This window comes from Pedococcus sp. P2_D7 (genome assembly GCF_056404295.1).
This window is the reverse complement of record NZ_JBFUEH010000001.1, coordinates 247066-264007: the sequence shown is the minus strand read 5'-3', so window position 1 is coordinate 264007 and position 16942 is coordinate 247066. Positions and strand designations below refer to the sequence as shown.

Genomic DNA, 16942 nt, shown 5'->3' with positions numbered 1-16942 from the left:
CACGCCTCTACTCGTCGTCGTCCTCGATCTCGGCGAGCACGTCGTCGCTGATGTCGCCGTTGGCGAAGACGTCCTGCACGTCGTCCGAGTCCTCCAGGGCCTCGATGACGCGGATCATCTTGCGGGCACCGTCGGCGTCGAGCGGCACCTTGAGGTTCGGGACCCACGACGCCTCGGCCGAGTCGTAGTCGATCCCGGCGTCCTGGACGGCCTTGCGGACGGCCACGAAGTCGGTCGCCTCGGAGATGATCTCGTAGGAGTCACCGAGGTCGTTGACCTCGTCGGCGCCGGCCTCGAGCACCACCTCGAGGATGTCGTCCTCGGTCTTGTCGCCCTTGGGGACGATGACGACGCCCTTGCGGTCGAAGACGTAGGACACCGAACCGGGGTCGGCCAGCTGGCCGCCGTTGCGGGTCAGGGCGGTGCGCACCTCGGCGGCCGCGCGGTTGCGGTTGTCGGTCAGGCACTCGATGAGGACGGCCACGCCACCCGGCGCGTAGCCCTCGTAGGTGATGGTCTCCCAGTCGGAGCCGCCCGCCGTCGCACCGGACCCGCGCTTGACCGCGTTGTCGATGTTGCTGTTGGGCACCGAGGTCTTCTTGGCCTTCTGGATGGCGTCGTAGAGCGTCGGGTTGCCGGTGGGGTCACCGCCACCGGTGCGCGCGGCGACCTCGATGTTCTTGATGAGCTTGGCGAAGAGCTTGCCCCGCTTCGCGTCGATGGCAGCCTTCTTGTGCTTCGTGGTTGCCCATTTGCTGTGGCCGCTCATGCCTTGCCTCTCACGATCTCGACGAACAACTGGTGGAACCGGTGGTCACCGGTCACTTCCGGGTGGAAGGAGGTGGCCATCAGCGACCCCTGACGAACGGCGACGATCCTACCTGCGGCGGGTCCGTCCTCGACGCGGGCCAGCACGTCGACGCCCTCCCCCACGTCCTCGACCCAGGGGGCCCGGATGAAGACGGCCCGCATGGGGGCGCCACCGATGGCCCGGATGTGCAGGTCCTCCTCGAAGGAGTCGACCTGCCGCCCGAATGCGTTGCGCCGCACCGTGATGTCGAGGCCCCCGAGCGTCTGCTGGTCGGGACGCGCGTCGGCGATGCGGTCGGCGAGCATGATCATGCCCGCGCACGACCCGTAGGCCGGCATTCCCGCTCGAATCCGCTCACGCAGCGGGTCGCGCAGCTCGAAGGCCCGGACCAGCTTGTCCATGGTGGTCGACTCGCCGCCCGGGATGATGAGGGCATCGACCCCGTCGAGCTCGGTCGTGCGGCGCACGGTGGTGGCGTGCGCGCCCGCCTGCTGCACGGCATACAGGTGCTCGCGCACGTCACCCTGGACGGCGAGCACTCCGATGGTGGGCTGGTCGGTCACGCCCGGAATGCTACGGGCGGGTGGACCGCCGCCACGCCCCGCCCTGCCCCCGACCTACAGTGGCGCCATGAACGAGGTGGTGGTGCGCGAGCGCACCGGGGACGACATCCCGGCCCTGGCAGAGGTGTTGGCCGCCCAGCAGCCGCACTCCGGGTACCCGCAGAACTGGCCACTGCCCTACCCGGTGGGGTCGTTCATCGCCCGGGCCGACGAGGATGCCGCGTGGGTCGCCGAGCTCGGTGACCGGGTGGTCGGCCACGTGGCCGTGTCGCGGGTCGCGCCCGGGCTCGAGGCCGACCTGTGGACCGCCGGGGCCGGACGTCCACGCGAGGAGCTCGCCGCGGTCGCCGTCCTGTTCGTCGACCACACGGTGGTGGGCCGGGGCATCGGCAGGTCGCTGCTCGCGACGGCGGTGGACGCCATCCGGCGGTCGGGACGAACCCCTGTGCTGGACGTCGTGCAGGAGACCGCGTCGGCCGTCGAGCTCTACCGTCGCACCGGGTGGCAGGTGGTCGGCGAGGGCCGACCCCGGTGGCTTCCCGACGACCACCTGCCGGTGCTGTTCATGGTGCTGCCTGACCCTGCGGACGGCTGAACTGAGACGAGTGCCGGCCGGCCCTGACATCGACCCGCCAGGCCCCTATAGGTTTCGGGCATGACCGACCTCGCCGCCCGCGCCCGCGACCTCGACGCGCAGCACTCCGCCACCGACCGACGCAGCGCCTTCCGCATCCCCGAAGGCGTCATCTACCTCGACGGCAACTCGCTCGGGGCCATGTCGCTCGAGGCCGAGCGCACCGCTGCGGACGTGGTCGCCCGGCAGTGGGGCGAGCAGCTCATCCGCGCCTGGAACGAGTCCGACTGGTGGGGCGCGCCCGAGCGGGTCGGGGACCGCATCGGCTCGCTGGTGGGTGCCGCGCCCGGGCAGGTCGTCGTCACCGACTCGACCTCGGTCAACCTCTTCAAGACCATCGTCGCCGCGTCACGCATGCGTCCGGGACGCAGCACCGTGCTGACCGACCCCGACTCGTTCCCGACCGACGTCTACATCGCCCGCTCGGCCTGCGACCTGCTCGGCCTGACCCTGGAGCTCGTGCCGACTCCGGAGGCACCCGCCCGCATCGCCGAGCTCGGTGAGTCGCTGGCCCTGGCTGCCTACTCGCAGGTCGACTACCGCACCGGGGAGCAGTGGGACCTGCCCGCGCTGACCCGGGCCGCACACGACGTGGGCGCGCTGGTCTGCTGGGACCTGTGCCACTCCGCGGGCGCCATGCCGGTGGGGCTCGACGAGGGCGGGGCCGACCTGGCGGTCGGTTGCGGCTACAAGTACCTCAGCGGTGGCCCGGGCGCGCCGGCGTTCATCTACGTCCGGCGCGAGCACCTGGCCGCGTTCGACAACCCGCTGTCGGGCTGGCAGGGCCACGCCAACCCCTTCGGCATGTCCACCGACTACGACCCCGCGGCCAGCATCACCCGGGCCAGGGTCGGCACCGCTCCCCTGCTCAGCCTGCTCACCCTGGAAGGTGCGCTCACGGCATACGACGGGCTCTCGATCGAGGACGTGCGGGCGCGGTCGCTGTCGCTGACCGGGCTGTTCATCGAGGCGCTCGACAGCCTCGGCGTCGACCTGCCCCTCGCCACTCCGCGCGACGAGGCACGTCGCGGCTCACAGGTGAGCCTGCGGCACCCCGAGGCGTATGCCGTGGTGCAGGCGCTCATCGCCCGTGGCGTCATCGGGGACTTCCGTGAGGTGGACATCGTGCGCCTGGGATTCAGCCCGCTCTACCTCTCGCACGCCGACGTGGTCGCCGCGGCCGAGCACGTCGCGGCGGTGCTGGACGGTCGCGAGTTCGAGCGCGACGAGTTCCGCGCCCGCAGCACCGTCACCTGAGTCGCGGTAGGCCTCACCTCCGACCTCCGAACCTCCCCTTTATCGGGTTCTGGGACAAAGTTGCCCTTCACCCGACTTCGCAAGTCGGGTGAAGGGCAACCTTGCTGCCAAACCCGATAAAGGGGTGGGTCGGCTACCAGCCGCGCTCGGCGAGCCGGTGCGGCTCCGGGATCTCGTCGACGTTGAGGCCGACCATGGCCTCGCCGAGACCGCGCGAGACCTTGGCGATCACGTCGGGGTCGTCGAAGAAGGTCGTCGCCTTGACGATGGCCTCAGCGCGCTGGGCCGGGTTGCCGGACTTGAAGATGCCGGAGCCGACGAAGACACCCTCGGCGCCGAGCTGCATCATCATCGCCGCGTCGGCCGGGGTCGCGATGCCACCGGCGGTGAACAGCACGACCGGCAGCTTGCCGAGCTCGGCGACCTCCTTGACCAGGTCGTAGGGCGCCTGGAGCTCCTTGGCCGCGACGAACAGCTCGTCCTCGGGAAGGTTCTGGAGCTTGCGGATCTGCTGGCGGATCTGGCGCATGTGCGTGGTGGCGTTGGAGACGTCGCCGGTGCCGGCCTCACCCTTGGAGCGGATCATCGCCGCGCCCTCGGTGATGCGGCGCAGGGCCTCACCCAGGTTGGTCGCGCCACAGACGAAGGGCACCGTGAAGTTCCACTTGTCGATGTGGTTGGCGTAGTCGGCCGGGGTCAGCACCTCGGACTCGTCGATGTAGTCGACGCCGAGGGACTGGAGCACCTGGGCCTCGACGAAGTGACCGATGCGGGCCTTGGCCATGACGGGGATCGAGACGGCCTCGATGATGCCGTCGATCATGTCGGGGTCGGACATCCGCGAGACGCCGCCCTGGGCGCGGATGTCGGCCGGGACCCGCTCGAGGGCCATGACGGCGACGGCTCCGGCGTCCTCGGCGATCTTGGCCTGCTCGACGTTGACGACGTCCATGATGACGCCGCCCTTGAGCATCTCGGCCATGCCGCGCTTCACGCGCGAGGTGCCGGTGGTGGGCTGGCTGGGGGTCGTGTCCGCGGACATGGGTCACTCCAAGAATGTGCAGGGCGCAGCGCAGGGGACGCGCTTCAGCCCCGAGTTTAGTGGGTCCGGCGGAGACCCCCGACCCCGGCTCGGCCCCTGACTTCTGGCCACCCATCCCGCACCACACCCCCGAAACGCAGCCGCCGAGCCGCACCCGTGGCCAGAAGTGCCCGGGACCCCCGACTTCTGGCCACCCATCCCGCACCACACCCCCGAAACGCAGCCGCGGAGCCGCACCCGTGGCCAGAAGTGCAGGGTATGCCGCGTGGCAGGGCGGCGGGCGGGGCGTCAGTCGCGGACGGCCGGCGGGAGCTCGTCGTCGAACTCGACGGTGCGGGGCAGGTCGGCGTGCCCGGCGAGGCGGAACAGCCGGACCACCGGCTTGCGGCGGACCCGACGCACGTCGGTCACCGCATCGTTGAGGAACCGTCGCGCGAGCTGGACCCGCACCCCTGCTGCCTCGACCCGCTGGAGGGCGCTGGCTCCGAGGGCGTCGGTGCCTTCCGCCCGCAGGTCGGCCACCACGTCGGCGGTCAGGGCTGCCTGGAGCGTCTCGGTGAGGTCGCTCTCGAGCACCTCCCGCGCGCCGAAGCTCTGGCCGTCGAGCAGGTCGTCCTCGAGCGCCCGCTCGTTGTGCGCCTCCAAGGACTCCGACGCCGCCCCCGCCAGCATCAGGGCGCTGGCCGGGTCGACGGCGCCCGAGTTGGCCAGCTCGAGGGTGGCCTCGGCCCGGCGCACCAGCTGGGCGTCCAGCGCCGACAGCGCACCCTCGGCCCTGGTGTGGAGCCGGTCCAGCCTGGCCGCGCTGTAGGAGAGGTACCAGGCGACGCCGAGCAGCACCGCCACCACGACGACACCCCAGGTCAGTGAGTCCATCAGTCCTCGCCTCCTCGACGCCCGCGGAGCAGCCGGGTCCACCGTGTGTCGACCGCAGCGTCCGACCGCTGATCCTCGGTACCGTGGGTGACCGTGTCGTACACCGCCATGACGTCCTCGGCCACGACCGACCAGTCGAAGACCCAGGCCCGCCGGTGCCCGGTCTCCCCCAGGCGCTCGCGTTCGGCGCGGTCACCGAGGAGCCGCACGAGGTGGCGCGCGAGGTCGGCGCTGTCCTCGTTGGCGAAGGTGCAGCCGGCCTGCCCACCGTCGAGGACGCGGACGAAGGCCGGCAGGTTGCTCGCCACCACGGGCGCACCGGCGCTCATCGCCTCGACCAGCACGATGCCGAAGCTCTCGCCGCCGGTGTGGGGCGCGACGTAGAGGTCGACCGACGACAGCAGTGCCGCCTTGTCCTCGTCGCTGACCATGCCCAGGAACTCGGTGGCGGCCGCGACGGCCGGGTCGAGGCGCTCGCGGGCGGCGTCGACGTCGCCCGGGCCGGCGACCAGGACCCTGGCGCCGGGGTGCTTCGCCAGCACCGCGGGCATGGCGGCCGCCAGCACCGGAAGCCCCTTGCGGGGCTCGTCGATCCGGCCCAGGAAGGCGATCGTCGGAGCAGCCTCCGTTCCGGTCCAGCGTTCGGCCGGCACCGCGTCGGCGAAGCGGGCGACGTTGACCCCGTTGGGGATCACGACGGCGTCGCCACCCAGGTGGGTCGTGACGGTGCGCCGGGCGTCCTCGGAGACAGCGATCCGTCCGTTGATCTTCTCCAGGCTGGGGCGCAGCAGCGGGTAGGCGGCCTGCATGGCCCTCGACCGCAGGTTGGAGGTGTGGAAGGTCGCCACGACAGGACCCTCGGCGGACCAGAGCGCCAACAGGGAGATGCTGGGCGTGACCGGCTCGTGGATGTGGAGGACGTCGAAGTCGCCGGCCTCCAGCCAGCGTCCGACCCGGGCCGCAGTCAGGGGGCCGAAGTTCAGCCTGGCCACCGAGCCGTTGTAGCGCACCGGGACGGCCCGCCCGACCGACTCGACGTAGTCGGGGAGCGGGGTGTCCTCGTCGGCGGGAGCGAGCACCGAGGCGTGATGACCTTGCCCGAGGAGGTGCTCGGCGAGGTCACGGACGTGGAACTGGACCCCACCCGGCACGTCGAAGGAGTAGGGGCAGACGATGCCGATCCTCATGGCCACGTCCCGGTCGCGCGGTCGGGCCGCGGGGACGCGTCGGCGCGTGGGGCGAGGTCGTCGAGGAACACCCGCTGCAGCATGTGCCAGTCAGCCGTGTGCTCGACGATGGCGGCGCCGAGCGCATCGGCGCACTGCTGGGTCATGGCGACCGCCTTGGCGCGGGTCGCGCCCGTGGTCGGCACCTCGACCCGGTCGTGGAAGGTGATCACCGTGCGGTGCTTCCAGCTGGGGCGGTCGAGGCGCTCGTAGTGGATCGACACGGGGTGCAGGGCCGCCCCGGTCGCCAACGACAGGGCTGCGGGACCAGCGGCCATCTTCGAGCGGTGACCGCAGAGGTCCACCTCGACCCCGCGGTCGGTGAGGTCGCGGTCGGCGAGCAGGGGCATCAGCACCGGCTTGGTGAGGTGACCCCGGAGCTGGGCGAAGACGTCGCCACCGCCGGTCAGCGGCAGGATCGTCATGCCGAGTGACTCCCGGAAGGCGAGGAACTCGGCATACACCTCCTCGGGCTCGAGGCGCTCTGCGACGGTCACGACGGGTGCGATGTCGGTCGTGCCCCACGCGCCCGCAAGGTCCCAGTTGCCGAGGTGACCGAGGAAGCAGACGACGGGACGCCCGGCCGCGAGCTCGGCGCGCACCGGCCCGTCGCCCTCGACCCGCACCGAGGCAGCCACGTCGGCCGCGCTGCGGTCGGGCAGGCGGAAGGCCTCGCAGTAGTAGCGCAGGTAGGACCGCATGCCCTCGCGCACCAGTGCGTCCAGGTCCTGGGAGGACAGCTCGGGACGCACTCTCGCGTAGTTGCTCCGCAGCCGTTGCACGCCCTTGCCGCCACGCGCGGTGGTGAGGTCGGCGATCTGCTCGAACACCGTGTGTGCCGTGCGCTCGGGGAGGCGTCGGACGGTGCCCCACCCGAGGCGGTAGCCGTTGACGGCGAAGAAGTCGCCGAGGCCGGTCATGGCACCAGGCCGTTCAGGCGATCGGGCCCAGCGCCTGCTGGCGCACGAGCAGCATTCGCTGGAAGACGGTGACGAGGCTGGCGACGGCGAGCAGGGCGAGCACGATGGTGAGGACGACCTCGGGCAGCCCCAGTCCGACCAGCCCGGTGATCACCAGGACGGCGACGAGGCGGTCGGCGCGCTCGGCGATCCCGACGTTGGCGGTGAAGCCGAGCCCCTCCGCGCGGGCCTTCGCGTAGGAGACGACGCTGCCGAGGATGAGGCAGGCCAGCGCGAGCCCCGCCATGAGGAAGTCGTCACCCCTACCGGCGTACCAGAGCACGAGCCCGCCGAAGATGGCCGAGTCGCCCACGCGGTCGAGCGTCGAGTCGAGGTAGGCGCCCCACTTGCCGGACCGGCCGGACATCCGTGCCATGACCCCGTCGACGGTGTCGGAGAAGACGAAGAGCGTGATGACGATGGTGCCCCAGAAGAACTCGTGGCGCGGGTAGAACGCCAGCGCGCCGACGCACACCCCGAGGGTGCCGACGATGGTCACCACGTCGGGGCTGATGCCCAGCTTGAGGAGCAGTCGGGCGACCGGGGTGAAGATCTTCGTGAAGAGGGCGCGTGCGTACTTGTTGAGCATGGTGGGGTCAGCCTACTGAGGCTGAGCCCGTCTTCCCGGCCACCGGCGCGTCCGGGCGCTGTGCAGGCGCACACGCCGGCGTGCCGCCCGGAAGGGCATAGCGGTGGTCGGCGACCCACGTGTAGACCCGGCCGGCCAGCCAGCTCACCCCCGGCAGGGTGACCAGGTGACCAAGCGGCCGCCACAGCGGGGCGCCGTGCTTGAGCCCCTCCGCGATGGCGAGGTGGGCCGCGGCAACGGACCCGTCGGGGCGCACGAACTGGGCGGCCTCGATGCAGTCGGCCTCGGTCAGGCCGAAGCGCGCGAGGTCGACCTGCTGCCAGGGCTTGATGTCGTAGCGGTCGCGGCGGTCGACCCACCGCGTGGCGAACCGTGCGCTGGTCGTGCAGAATCCGCAGTCACCGTCGAAGATGAGCAGTCCCCGCTCCATGTCCATGGTTCCAGTCTGTCACCCGCGTGGGAGCATGACCGCGTGAGGGGGACGACCAGGGCGTTGGGTCCGTATGCCGTGCTGTGGCGGCTCGCCGTGACCGCGGCCGTCGTGACGACCGTCTGCCTCGGCACGTGGGTGGGCAACGACGACTGGTGGCCGTTCGCGCCCATGTCGCAGTACGCCTTCTCGGTGCGCAACGACGGAGTCATCAACTCGCTGACGATGGACGCCCTGACGGTGGACGGCGAGGTCGTGCGGGTGCCGCTGTCGAAGGAGATGATCGGCATCGAGCGCGCCGAGATCGAGGGCCAGGCCCCGCGGATCATCGCCCACCCCGAGCTGCTCCAGGACCTCGCGGTGCTGCACTCGCGCCGCCTCCCGGACCAGCCCGCCTACGCCGTGGTCTACCTGCGCAACACCTCCACCCAGATCGGGACCGGCGCCACGACCATCTACACGCTCGCGACGTGGCAGGTCCGGGACCCGTTGCACCCCAAGCCCTCCGGGCTGCCAGGGGGTGCCCGGTGACCGCCGTGAACCGCGTCGAACGCTTCTTCGCCCCGGAGATCTCCCTCGCGCGGGTGGCCTGGTTGCGGGTCTTCGTCCACGCCTTCGTGTGGCTCGACGTGCTGTGGATCGTCACCGACCCCATCCCGCACGGTGACGTGCCCCCGAGCCTCTACCGCGGGCTCGAGGTGCGGTCGCTGCTCCACCTGCCGGCCCCCTCCCACGACTACGTGCGCGTGCTGCTGGCCGTGGTGCTGGTCAGCTCTGCCGTCGCGGTCACGGGACGCCTGCCACGGTTGGCGGGGTGGGTCTGCGCCGTCGGCATGCTCGACTGGGTGAGCAACGCCTTCGCGTACTCCAAGGTCGACCACGACCACTTCGCCCTCGTGGTGGCCCTTTTCGTCCTGCCGACCGTCGGCCGGGCTCGCCTCGCCGACGTCGAGGTGCGGTCGCAGGCCGCCGGCTGGGCGATCCGCATGGTGCAGATCGGCGCGGTCTCGATCTACTTCCTGTCGGCCAGCGCCAAGATGCGGTTCGGCGGCTGGGGCTGGGCGAACGGCGCGACGCTCATCTGGGCGCTCACGAGGCGTCCCAACGGCATCGGGCCCTGGGTCGGGTCGCACCCCGCACTGACCCATGCGCTGCAGTGGGTCGTGTTGGTGGCCGAGTTCACCTCGCCGATCCTGTTGTGGCTCAAGGGAAGAGCGCTGTATGCCGCGTTGCTCTTCTGGGCGGGGTTTCACCTCAGCACCTACGTGATGCTGAAGATCCACTTCCTGCCGCTCGTCGTGTGCCTGCTCAGCTTCCTGCCGCTGGAGCGGCTTCCCCACCCGGCCACGCTGCGACGAGCCGCGACCGGACGTCTTCGAGGAGCATCGGCAACGCCTTCGTCTGGCCGATGACCGGGAGGAAGTTCGCGTCACCGCCCCAGCGGGGGACGATGTGCTGGTGCAGGTGGGCCTGCACCCCGGCGCCGGCAACGGCACCCTGGTTCATCCCGATGTTGTAGCCGTGCGGCCCGGAGGCCGCGTCGATCGCGGCGATGGCCTGCTTGGTCAGCCGGGTGAACTCGCTGGTCTCCTCGTCGGTCAGGTCGACGTAGAGCGAGGCGTGACGGTAGGGGCAGACCAGCACGTGGCCGGGGTTGTAGGGGAAGAGGTTCATCACGACGTAGCAGGTGGTGCCGCGGTGCACGATGAGACCAGTCTGGTCGTCCTTGCCCGGCGCAGCGCAGAACGGGCAGCCGTCGCCCGCGTCCTCGCTGGGGCGCTCCCCCGTCACGTAGGCCATCCGGTGCGGGGTCCACAGCCGCTCGAAGCCGTCCTTGGCCCCGGCGAACTCCGTGTCGGGCTGCATGGCATCCGTCATGGCGTGATCCTATGAGGCGTGCCCGCGACCGCATCCGAGCCCACCATCCGTCGCGCCGTGACCGACGACGCCGTCGAGCTGGCCGAGCTGTTCTGGCGGGTGCGGGAGCAGTCGGTGCCGGCGATCCCCATGATCGCCCACCCGCGCGAGACCGTGCTGCCGTTCGTGCGCGACGTCCTGCTGGCCGCCTTCGAGGTCCACGTCGCCGTCCTCGACGGTCGGATGGTCGGCTTCCTCGCCCTCATGGCCCCCGACCAGCTCAGCCATCTCTACCTCGACCAGCCCCACACGGGACACGGCCTGGGGAGCCGATTCGTCGACCTCGCCAAGGACCGCTTCCCCGACGGCCTGCGGCTGTGGGCCTTCCAGGACAACCGCGACGCGCTGCGCTTCTACCGGCGGCACGGCTTCCGCGCGGTCGAGTGGACCGACGGCGACAACGAGGAGGGCGCGCCCGACGTGCTCATGACCTGGTCACCCACGGCGACCGCCCCCGACTACACCTGACGGCGTGAGGTGACGGCCTCGAGGACCTCGGCGATCGCGTCCTCGATCGGCACGCCGTTCTTCTGTTCGCCGTTGCGGTAGCGGAAGGACACGGCGTTCTTCGCCCGGTCCTCCTCGCCGGCGATGAGGACGAACGGCACCTTCGCCTTCGAGGCGTTGCGGATCTTCTTCGGGAAGCGGTCGTCGCTCTCGTCGAGCTCGACCCGGATCCCCTTGGCCTTCATCTGCGCGAGCACGTCCCACAGGTAGTCGTTGAACTCGTCGGCGACCGGGATCCCCAGCACCTGCACAGGGGACAGCCACACCGGGAACGCCCCCGCGTAGTGCTCGACGAGCACTCCGATGAAGCGCTCGATCGAGCCGAACTTGGCCGAGTGGATCATCACCGGCTGCTGGCGGGTGCCGTCCGACGCCTGGTACTCGAGACCGAACCGCTCGGGCTGGTTGAAGTCGTACTGGATGGTCGACATCTGCCAGGTGCGGCCGATGGCGTCCCGCGCCTGCACCGAGATCTTGGGGCCGTAATAGGCCGCGCCACCCGGGTCGGGCACGAGCTCGAGCCCGGACTCGGCGGCCACCTGCTCGAGCACCGAGGTCGCGACCTCCCACTGCTCGTCGGACCCGATGAACTTGTCCTTCTTGTCGCCCTCGGTGTCGCGGGTCGACAGCTCGAGGTAGAAGTCGTCGAGCCCGAAGTCACGGAACAGGCCGAGGCAGAAGTCGAGCAGGTGCTTGACCTCACCCGGTGCCTGCTCGGCGGTGACGTAGGAGTGCGAGTCGTCCTGGGTCATGCCGCGCACGCGGGTCAGGCCGTGGACCACGCCGGACTTCTCGAACCGGTAGACCGAGCCGAACTCGAACAACCGCAGCGGCAGCTCGCGGTAGGACCGACCGCGCGAGCGGAAGATCAGGTTGTGCATCGGGCAGTTCATCGCCTTGAGGCGGTACTCGGTGCCCTCGAACTCCATCGGCGGGAACATGGTGTCGGCGTAGTACGGCAGGTGGCCCGAGGTGTGGAACAGCCCGTCCTTGCTGATGTGGGGGGTCCCGACGTACTCGAAGCCCTCCTCGATGTGGCGGCGGCGGACGTAGTCCTCCATCTCGCGCTTGATGATCCCGCCCTTGGGGTGGAACACCGCCAGGCCCGACCCGAGCTCGTCGGGGAAGCTGAAGAGGTCGAGCTCGGCGCCGAGCTTGCGGTGGTCGCGCTTCTCGGCCTCGGCGAGCCGGTCGAGGTAGGCCTTGAGCTCGTCCTTGGTCGGCCACGCGGTGCCGTAGACGCGCTGGAGCTGCGGGTTCTTCTCGCTGCCGCGCCAGTAGGCGCCACCGCTGCGCATCAGCTTGAACGCGTTGCCGAGCACCTTGGTGGACGGCACGTGCGGGCCGCGGCACAGGTCACCCCAGGCCCGTGACCCGTCGCGCTTGAGGTTGTCGTAGATGGTGAGCTGGGCGCCACCGACCTCGACGTCGGCGCCCTCGGCGGCATCGCCGGCCGCGCCGCCCTTGAGGCCGATCAGCTCGATCTTGTAGGGCTCGTCGGCGAGCTCGACGGCCGCGTCCTGGTCGCTGACCTCGCGACGGGCGAAGGTCTGGCCCTCGTTGACGATGCGCTGCATGACCTTCTCGAGCGCCTTGAGGTCCTCGGGGGTGAAGGGCTCGGCGACGTCGAAGTCGTAGTAGAAGCCGTCGCGCACCGGCGGCCCGATGCCGAGCCTCGCCTTCGGGTTGACCTCCTGCACGGCCTGGGCCAGCACGTGGGCAGCGCTGTGCCGCAGCACGTCGAGGCCGTCCTGCTCCTGGGCGGTGACCGGCTCGACGGCGTCGCCGTCGGAGAGCACGTGGGCCAGGTCGCGGAGCTCACCGTTGACGCGCGCCACGAGGACGGCGCGGTCACCCTCGAACAGGTCGGCGGCAGTCGTCTGCTCCGGCACCGATCGCTCGTCTCCAGCGACGTTGACGGTGATCTGGGCAGACATGGTGGTGGCTTCTCCTGCTGGTCGTGGTGATGGGGCTGTCGGTATGCCGCGCGCGGAGGCCCGCAGGCGGCATACCGATGCTATCGGCCGCCTCGCAACCCTCGCGCGCGAGTTACGCGCGGCGGTCAGCTGCCGCCGCTGACCACCACGGTCGAGGCGACGATGGACGCCGTGATGGCGGTCTGCACGTCCTGGACGGCTTTGCGCACGGCTTCTGCACCCCAGTCGCCGTCGGCGACCGCCTTGCCGCGGGCCCGCACCTCGCGCTTGGGCTGGTCGGGGAACAGCTTGGGCAGCAGGTCGACCGAGTGCAGCAGCGCCACCAGGGCACCGGTCCGCTCGTCGGGCTCGACCCCACCCACCACCGTGGCCCGCACCCGGGCCAGCACCTCGCGCTCGACAGTCGGGTCGGCCAACGGCCACGACGTCGTCGGGAACAGCCCCAGCACCCTGCCCCGCTCGCGTCTCAGCACCCCTTGGGCCACGAGGTCGGACAGCACCGCGTCCTTGAGGGTCCCGGCCCGGTCCTTCCACGCGTTCACGCCGCCGATCCGGCCGACTGCGTCCTTCGGCTTGCGGTCGTGGGACAGGCGCGCCACCTCGGCCAGCAGCGGGTCGGAGACGTGGCGGTTCGTACGGACCAGCCGGCCGGCCTTGTGCTCGGGGTCGCCGGCTTCGGTCAGGCGCAAGGCGCCGTCGAGCGCCAGGTCGACGATCGCCGAACCAGCGACTGCGGCCTTGAGCCTGGTGCTGTCGATCCGGGGCCTCCCGTCCTCGTCACCCAGGGCGAGGAGCAGGAACTCCGCGGTGAGTGGGCGTCGCGTCATGTCGTCACTGTAGGCAGCGCACGCGCGCTCGACAGTGCCCTGGGGCACACAACGTGGTGGTAGACAGGCCCCATGATCGTCGTCATCGCCGGAGGCCACGGCCAGATCGCCCTGCACCTCGAACGGTTCCTGGCCGATGCCGGTCACGAACCCGTGGGGCTGGTGCGCAACCCCGACCACCTCGCCGACCTCGCCAAGCAGGGCGCTCGCGGTGTCGTGGTCGACCTCGAGGAGGCCACTGTCGACCAGCTGGCCGCTGCCGTCGCAGGTGCGGACGCGGTGGTCTTCGCCGCCGGGGCCGGCCCGGGCAGCGGCGCGGGCCGCAAGGAGACCGTGGACCGGGCGGCCGCCGCCCTGCTGGCCGACGCCGCCGAGCAGGCCGGGGTGACCCGCTACCTCATGGTGTCGGCGATGGGCACGGAGGGCGCCGACCCCGACAGCGACGACGTGTTCCAGGTGTACCTGCGGGCCAAGGGCGCAGCTGACGACGACCTCCGCGGCCGCGCTGGGCTCGAGTGGACGGTGCTGCGCCCCGGACGGCTCACGGACGACGAGCGCACGGGTCGGGTTGCCCTCGGCGAGCGCCTCGACCGAGGATCGGTCACCCGTCGCGACGTCGCGGCGGTGCTGGCCGAGCTGCTCGTCACCGGGGTGGGCGCAGGCCGCACCGTCGACCTCGTGTCGGGCAAGGTGCCGGTCGCCCAGGCTGTGGCGGCCCTGGGCTCGTGACCGTGCGGACACCCGACCCTGCCCCGGCGTGGTCCGTGCAGCAGGTGGGCTTCACCGACCCACGCGTGCAGGCCCTCGTCACCGAGGTGCAGGACTACTACGTCCAGATCTACGGCGGACCCGACGACTCCCCCGTCGACCCGACCGAGTTCGACGAGCCGCGGGGGCGGTTCGTGCTGGGACTCGTCGGCTCCTCGCCGGTGGCGATGGGTGGCTGGCGGTTGCGGCCCGAGCTCGATGCCGCGATCGGCGGCCGGTGTGCCGAGGTGAAGCGGATGTTCGTCTCCCCCATGCTGCGTCGTCAGGGGCTGGCGCGACGGCTCCTGGCCGCCCTCGAGGACTCTGCCCGGCAGGCTGGTGTGGAGGTGCTGGCGCTCGAGACCGGCACCATGCAGCCCGAGGCGATCGCGCTCTACGAGGCGCAGGGCTACCAGCCCACGATCCGGTTCGGGCACTACGCCGACTCCGACCTGTCCCGCTACTTCGCCAAGCGCCTCGACGGCCGCTGACGCCACGCCGCATCCCGGGTCAGCGACCGACGATGCGCCTCGGGGGTTTGCGGATCGGTCCACTGTCCGTGGGCATGACCGCGGTCCGCGTGTGCATAGCCAGCTCTCGGATCAGGCGCCGCGCGTCGAGCAGCATGGCGCCGTAGGCGGGCCAGGCCCGCGCGTCCTCGAGCTCGGTGGTGCGGACCACCGTCTCGAGCTCGGTGATGACCTCCTCGGCGGAGCGCAGGTAGTCGCGAACCACCGCCTCCTCATCCTGGCCCTCCAGACCGAAGTGGCTCAGGGCGCCGGCGATCTGGTCCAGCGCGTCGGCATAGCTCTCGAGGAAGCGCTGGGTGGGTGTCGGCTGGCCCGCGTCGTCGTCGGTGGCGTCGACCAGGGTCCGGGCGATCCCGCTCACCTGCCACTGTCCCCGTCTGATCGCCTCGACCGTCTCCGCGTAGCCGGCCCAGTCGACCTCCATCCGACGCACGTCGTCGCGGGGGTTGAACCGGGTGCTCTCCTTGCCGGTCTCGATCGCCGTGTGGATGGTGGGGGCCGACCGCAGGAGGTCGGTGCTGGTGTCGTACCAGGCGCGCGCCATGTCACCGTCCCAGCCCTCGCGCATCCCCGCGGCGATGTCGTTGAGCAGCAGGCACACCTGTCGGGTCAACGCGCGGATCTGGTCGCGCGGCTGCTGGATGTGGAGGGGCGCCACCACGACCGCGTTGGTGAGCACACCGATCACACCGCCCGCCAGCGTCTCCACGATGGTGAGGTAGGTGAACTCCATGTCGGTGCCACCGACCGTGATGAGGGACAGCAGCACCATGGTGGGCACCTGGATGCCGTGGTCGCCCAGCCGGCGCCACCGACCGACGAGCAGGGCGAGCGCCATGACGGGCAGCATGCTCCACCAGTGCACGCCGAGGGTGGACCCGACCAGCCAGGCCGCGCTCATGCCGACCATGACCGCCACCAGTCGCTGGGCGCTGGCGAAGAGGGAGCGCACCATCGTGCGATCCACCACGAGCAGGGCTGCCATCGGTGCGTAGAAGGGGGCCGGGCTGTGCAGGACCCGCACGGCGAACTGCCAGGCCAGGACGGTGGCCAGGGCCGCCTTGCCCATCAGGAGGGCGGCGTCGCGCTCCGGCCCGGCATGGCGCACCACCTCACCGACGGCGCGGACCGCCCTGCGCGCCGAGTCGCGCAGCGCACCGAGCCGTGACGGCGGCTGCGGCCCGTCGGGTGAGCGCTCCATGGTGGAGACCCTAAAGGCACCCGGCCCGGACTCAGTGCGCCGCCCGGTCGAACACGAGCGTCAGGTGCGTGGTCGTCGGCTCCTTGGCAGACCGTAGGCCCGCCACCGTGCCCGGTCCGGTGTCGTCCACGACCAGCTCGACGGTGCTGGGCAGCAGGACGGGCTTGGCGAACCACACGTGCGACCCACTCGGCTCCGCGGTGCTCCGGCCGAGGGCGGCCAGCGTGCGGGCGGCCGTCCACATCCCGTGGGCGATCGCACGCGGGAAGCCCATCGCCTTGGCGGTGAGGGCATACAGGTGGATCGGGTTCACGTCGCCGGCCACGGCGGCATACGCCCGGCCCTGTCCCTCGGGGACGCGGACGATGCCCGCGGGCGGGCCGTCGGGCAGCGGGGGCGCCTGCCTGCCGCGCTCGGCGTCGTGGTGCCCGGGGCCGCGCCGGAGGTAGGTGCTGCGACCATCCCAGACGCGTTCGCCGTCGACGTCCACCTCGGTGACCAGGTCGACCAGCTGCCCCTTCGGATGCGCGCGCAGGTCCTCCGCGTGGACCGTCAGGTCGAGCCTGTCGTCGGCGCTGAGCCGGCGGTGCACGGTGATCTGGTTCTCCAGGTGGACCAGCCCCGGCAAGGGCAGCGGGAACGACCGGTCGGCCATCAACGCCACCTGCAGGGGGAACCCCAGCACATGGGGGTAGGTGTGTGGCAGCACGTCGCTGCCGCCGAACCCGCAGACCCGTTCGTAGCGGAGCAGGTGGTCACGGTCGACGACGACGCCCTCGCGGCGTAGCGCCGTGTCCGGGAGGTCGCCGCTGCGGCCCCGCTGGGTCAGCGCCGCCCTCGCGAACAGCGGTGCCAGCGAAGGTAACTCGCTCAGCGTGCGGACTGCCAT

The 16942-nt window shown here is 71.1% G+C and carries 20 protein-coding genes; 7 read left to right on the top strand and 13 right to left on the bottom strand.

Annotation, left to right across the window (positions count from 1 at the left end; genetic code table 11):
* Window positions 1-7: 7 nt before the first annotated feature.
* Together AC1DWJ_RS01285 and pdxT are read right to left on the bottom strand one after the other, a co-directional pair.
* Window positions 8-769: a YebC/PmpR family DNA-binding transcriptional regulator gene (locus AC1DWJ_RS01285; RefSeq protein ID WP_457255200.1), complete on the bottom strand. Its 762-nt coding sequence runs from the start codon at window positions 767-769 to the stop codon at window positions 8-10.
* The gene (pdxT, locus tag AC1DWJ_RS01280; protein WP_457255199.1) at window positions 766-1374 is read right to left on the bottom strand and encodes a pyridoxal 5'-phosphate synthase glutaminase subunit PdxT; all 609 of its coding nucleotides are present in this window, start codon (window positions 1372-1374) and stop codon (window positions 766-768) included. The genes AC1DWJ_RS01285 and pdxT overlap by 4 nt, the downstream gene beginning before the upstream one ends.
* 67 nt (window positions 1375-1441) lie before the next feature.
* Here pdxT and AC1DWJ_RS01275 point away from each other — a divergent pair, with 67 nt between their 5' ends.
* Complete coding sequence (locus AC1DWJ_RS01275) at window positions 1442-1969, top strand: GNAT family N-acetyltransferase (RefSeq protein WP_477619807.1); 528 nt, start codon at window positions 1442-1444, stop codon at window positions 1967-1969.
* 60 nt (window positions 1970-2029) lie between these two features.
* The gene (gene kynU / locus AC1DWJ_RS01270) at window positions 2030-3265 is read left to right on the top strand and encodes a kynureninase (RefSeq protein ID WP_477619806.1); all 1236 of its coding nucleotides are present in this window, start codon (window positions 2030-2032) and stop codon (window positions 3263-3265) included.
* A gap of 133 nt (window positions 3266-3398) precedes the next feature.
* On the opposite strand, the gene pdxS is transcribed toward kynU, so the two are convergent.
* From pdxS to AC1DWJ_RS01240, 6 genes are all read right to left on the bottom strand, one after another.
* A complete protein-coding gene (gene pdxS, locus AC1DWJ_RS01265) occupies window positions 3399-4307 on the bottom strand; it encodes a pyridoxal 5'-phosphate synthase lyase subunit PdxS (protein ID WP_477619805.1) in 909 nt (302 codons plus the stop codon).
* A gap of 288 nt (window positions 4308-4595) precedes the next feature.
* Window positions 4596-5183, bottom strand: coding sequence for a hypothetical protein (locus AC1DWJ_RS01260; protein WP_457256666.1), 588 nt, complete (start codon window positions 5181-5183; stop codon window positions 4596-4598).
* Window positions 5183-6370, bottom strand: a complete 1188-nt coding sequence (locus AC1DWJ_RS01255; protein WP_477619804.1) for a glycosyltransferase family 4 protein — start codon at window positions 6368-6370, stop codon at window positions 5183-5185. The genes AC1DWJ_RS01260 and AC1DWJ_RS01255 overlap by 1 nt, the downstream gene beginning before the upstream one ends.
* Window positions 6367-7329: a phosphatidylinositol mannoside acyltransferase gene (locus tag AC1DWJ_RS01250; RefSeq protein WP_477619803.1), complete on the bottom strand. Its 963-nt coding sequence runs from the start codon at window positions 7327-7329 to the stop codon at window positions 6367-6369. Before AC1DWJ_RS01250 ends, AC1DWJ_RS01255 begins: the two co-directional genes overlap by 4 nt.
* Before the next feature lie 13 nt (window positions 7330-7342).
* The gene (pgsA, locus tag AC1DWJ_RS01245; protein ID WP_457256671.1) at window positions 7343-7957 is read right to left on the bottom strand and encodes a phosphatidylinositol phosphate synthase; all 615 of its coding nucleotides are present in this window, start codon (window positions 7955-7957) and stop codon (window positions 7343-7345) included.
* A gap of 7 nt (window positions 7958-7964) precedes the next feature.
* The gene (locus AC1DWJ_RS01240; protein ID WP_477619802.1) at window positions 7965-8393 is read right to left on the bottom strand and encodes a thiol-disulfide oxidoreductase DCC family protein; all 429 of its coding nucleotides are present in this window, start codon (window positions 8391-8393) and stop codon (window positions 7965-7967) included.
* Between the two features lie 36 nt (window positions 8394-8429).
* Between AC1DWJ_RS01240 and AC1DWJ_RS01235 the strand changes: the two genes are divergently transcribed.
* Window positions 8430-8918 (top strand): hypothetical protein, encoded by a 489-nt coding sequence (locus AC1DWJ_RS01235; protein ID WP_477619801.1) that lies wholly within the window; start codon window positions 8430-8432, stop codon window positions 8916-8918.
* On the top strand, window positions 8915-9799 hold the full coding sequence (locus AC1DWJ_RS01230; RefSeq protein ID WP_457256675.1) for a hypothetical protein: 885 nt from the start codon (window positions 8915-8917) through the stop codon (window positions 9797-9799). The genes AC1DWJ_RS01235 and AC1DWJ_RS01230 overlap by 4 nt, the downstream gene beginning before the upstream one ends.
* On the opposite strand, the gene AC1DWJ_RS01225 is transcribed toward AC1DWJ_RS01230, so the two are convergent.
* A complete protein-coding gene (locus AC1DWJ_RS01225; protein WP_457256677.1) occupies window positions 9696-10265 on the bottom strand; it encodes an HIT family protein in 570 nt (189 codons plus the stop codon). The two genes, AC1DWJ_RS01230 and AC1DWJ_RS01225, sit on opposite strands and share 104 nt — an antisense overlap.
* Window positions 10266-10283: 18 nt before the next feature.
* On the opposite strand from AC1DWJ_RS01225, the gene AC1DWJ_RS01220 reads away from it, so the two are divergent.
* Window positions 10284-10772 (top strand): GNAT family N-acetyltransferase, encoded by a 489-nt coding sequence (locus AC1DWJ_RS01220; protein ID WP_457256679.1) that lies wholly within the window; start codon window positions 10284-10286, stop codon window positions 10770-10772.
* Here the strand turns inward: AC1DWJ_RS01220 and thrS are convergent.
* Both thrS and AC1DWJ_RS01210 read right to left on the bottom strand, forming a co-directional pair.
* Window positions 10763-12748 (bottom strand): threonine--tRNA ligase, encoded by a 1986-nt coding sequence (thrS, locus tag AC1DWJ_RS01215; RefSeq protein WP_457256680.1) that lies wholly within the window; start codon window positions 12746-12748, stop codon window positions 10763-10765. The two genes, AC1DWJ_RS01220 and thrS, sit on opposite strands and share 10 nt — an antisense overlap.
* Before the next feature lie 125 nt (window positions 12749-12873).
* A complete protein-coding gene (locus AC1DWJ_RS01210) occupies window positions 12874-13575 on the bottom strand; it encodes a GOLPH3/VPS74 family protein (RefSeq protein ID WP_457256681.1) in 702 nt (233 codons plus the stop codon).
* Between the two features lie 72 nt (window positions 13576-13647).
* Here AC1DWJ_RS01210 and AC1DWJ_RS01205 point away from each other — a divergent pair, with 72 nt between their 5' ends.
* A complete protein-coding gene (locus AC1DWJ_RS01205; RefSeq protein ID WP_457256682.1) occupies window positions 13648-14304 on the top strand; it encodes an NAD(P)H-binding protein in 657 nt (218 codons plus the stop codon).
* A gap of 2 nt (window positions 14305-14306) precedes the next feature.
* Window positions 14307-14813, top strand: a complete 507-nt coding sequence (locus AC1DWJ_RS01200) for a GNAT family N-acetyltransferase (protein ID WP_457256683.1) — start codon at window positions 14307-14309, stop codon at window positions 14811-14813.
* Window positions 14814-14832: 19 nt separating this feature from the next.
* Here AC1DWJ_RS01200 and AC1DWJ_RS01195 read toward each other — a convergent pair whose 3' ends face one another.
* Together AC1DWJ_RS01195 and AC1DWJ_RS01190 are read right to left on the bottom strand one after the other, a co-directional pair.
* On the bottom strand, window positions 14833-16053 hold the full coding sequence (locus tag AC1DWJ_RS01195) for an FUSC family protein (protein ID WP_457256685.1): 1221 nt from the start codon (window positions 16051-16053) through the stop codon (window positions 14833-14835).
* A gap of 31 nt (window positions 16054-16084) precedes the next feature.
* Entirely contained in the window at window positions 16085-16942 is an 858-nt protein-coding gene (locus tag AC1DWJ_RS01190; RefSeq protein ID WP_457256687.1) for a MaoC family dehydratase, read from the bottom strand.

Coding starts and splice junctions, on each gene's coding strand:
- kynU (WP_477619806.1), top strand. CDS start 2,030: ATGACCGACCTCGCCGCCCGCGCCCGCGACCTCGACGCGCAGCACTCC.
- AC1DWJ_RS01240 (WP_477619802.1), bottom strand. CDS start 8,393: ATGGACATGGAGCGGGGACTGCTCATCTTCGACGGTGACTGCGGATTC.
- AC1DWJ_RS01205 (WP_457256682.1), top strand. CDS start 13,648: ATGATCGTCGTCATCGCCGGAGGCCACGGCCAGATCGCCCTGCACCTC.
- AC1DWJ_RS01255 (WP_477619804.1), bottom strand. CDS start 6,370: ATGAGGATCGGCATCGTCTGCCCCTACTCCTTCGACGTGCCGGGTGGG.
- AC1DWJ_RS01210 (WP_457256681.1), bottom strand. CDS start 13,575: ATGACGCGACGCCCACTCACCGCGGAGTTCCTGCTCCTCGCCCTGGGT.
- pdxS (WP_477619805.1), bottom strand. CDS start 4,307: ATGTCCGCGGACACGACCCCCAGCCAGCCCACCACCGGCACCTCGCGC.
- AC1DWJ_RS01260 (WP_457256666.1), bottom strand. CDS start 5,183: ATGGACTCACTGACCTGGGGTGTCGTCGTGGTGGCGGTGCTGCTCGGC.
- AC1DWJ_RS01195 (WP_457256685.1), bottom strand. CDS start 16,053: ATGGAGCGCTCACCCGACGGGCCGCAGCCGCCGTCACGGCTCGGTGCG.
- pgsA (WP_457256671.1), bottom strand. CDS start 7,957: ATGCTCAACAAGTACGCACGCGCCCTCTTCACGAAGATCTTCACCCCG.
- AC1DWJ_RS01225 (WP_457256677.1), bottom strand. CDS start 10,265: ATGACGGATGCCATGCAGCCCGACACGGAGTTCGCCGGGGCCAAGGAC.
- AC1DWJ_RS01275 (WP_477619807.1), top strand. CDS start 1,442: ATGAACGAGGTGGTGGTGCGCGAGCGCACCGGGGACGACATCCCGGCC.
- thrS (WP_457256680.1), bottom strand. CDS start 12,748: ATGTCTGCCCAGATCACCGTCAACGTCGCTGGAGACGAGCGATCGGTG.
- AC1DWJ_RS01190 (WP_457256687.1), bottom strand. CDS start 16,942: ATGGCAGTCCGCACGCTGAGCGAGTTACCTTCGCTGGCACCGCTGTTC.
- AC1DWJ_RS01285 (WP_457255200.1), bottom strand. CDS start 769: ATGAGCGGCCACAGCAAATGGGCAACCACGAAGCACAAGAAGGCTGCC.
- AC1DWJ_RS01250 (WP_477619803.1), bottom strand. CDS start 7,329: ATGACCGGCCTCGGCGACTTCTTCGCCGTCAACGGCTACCGCCTCGGG.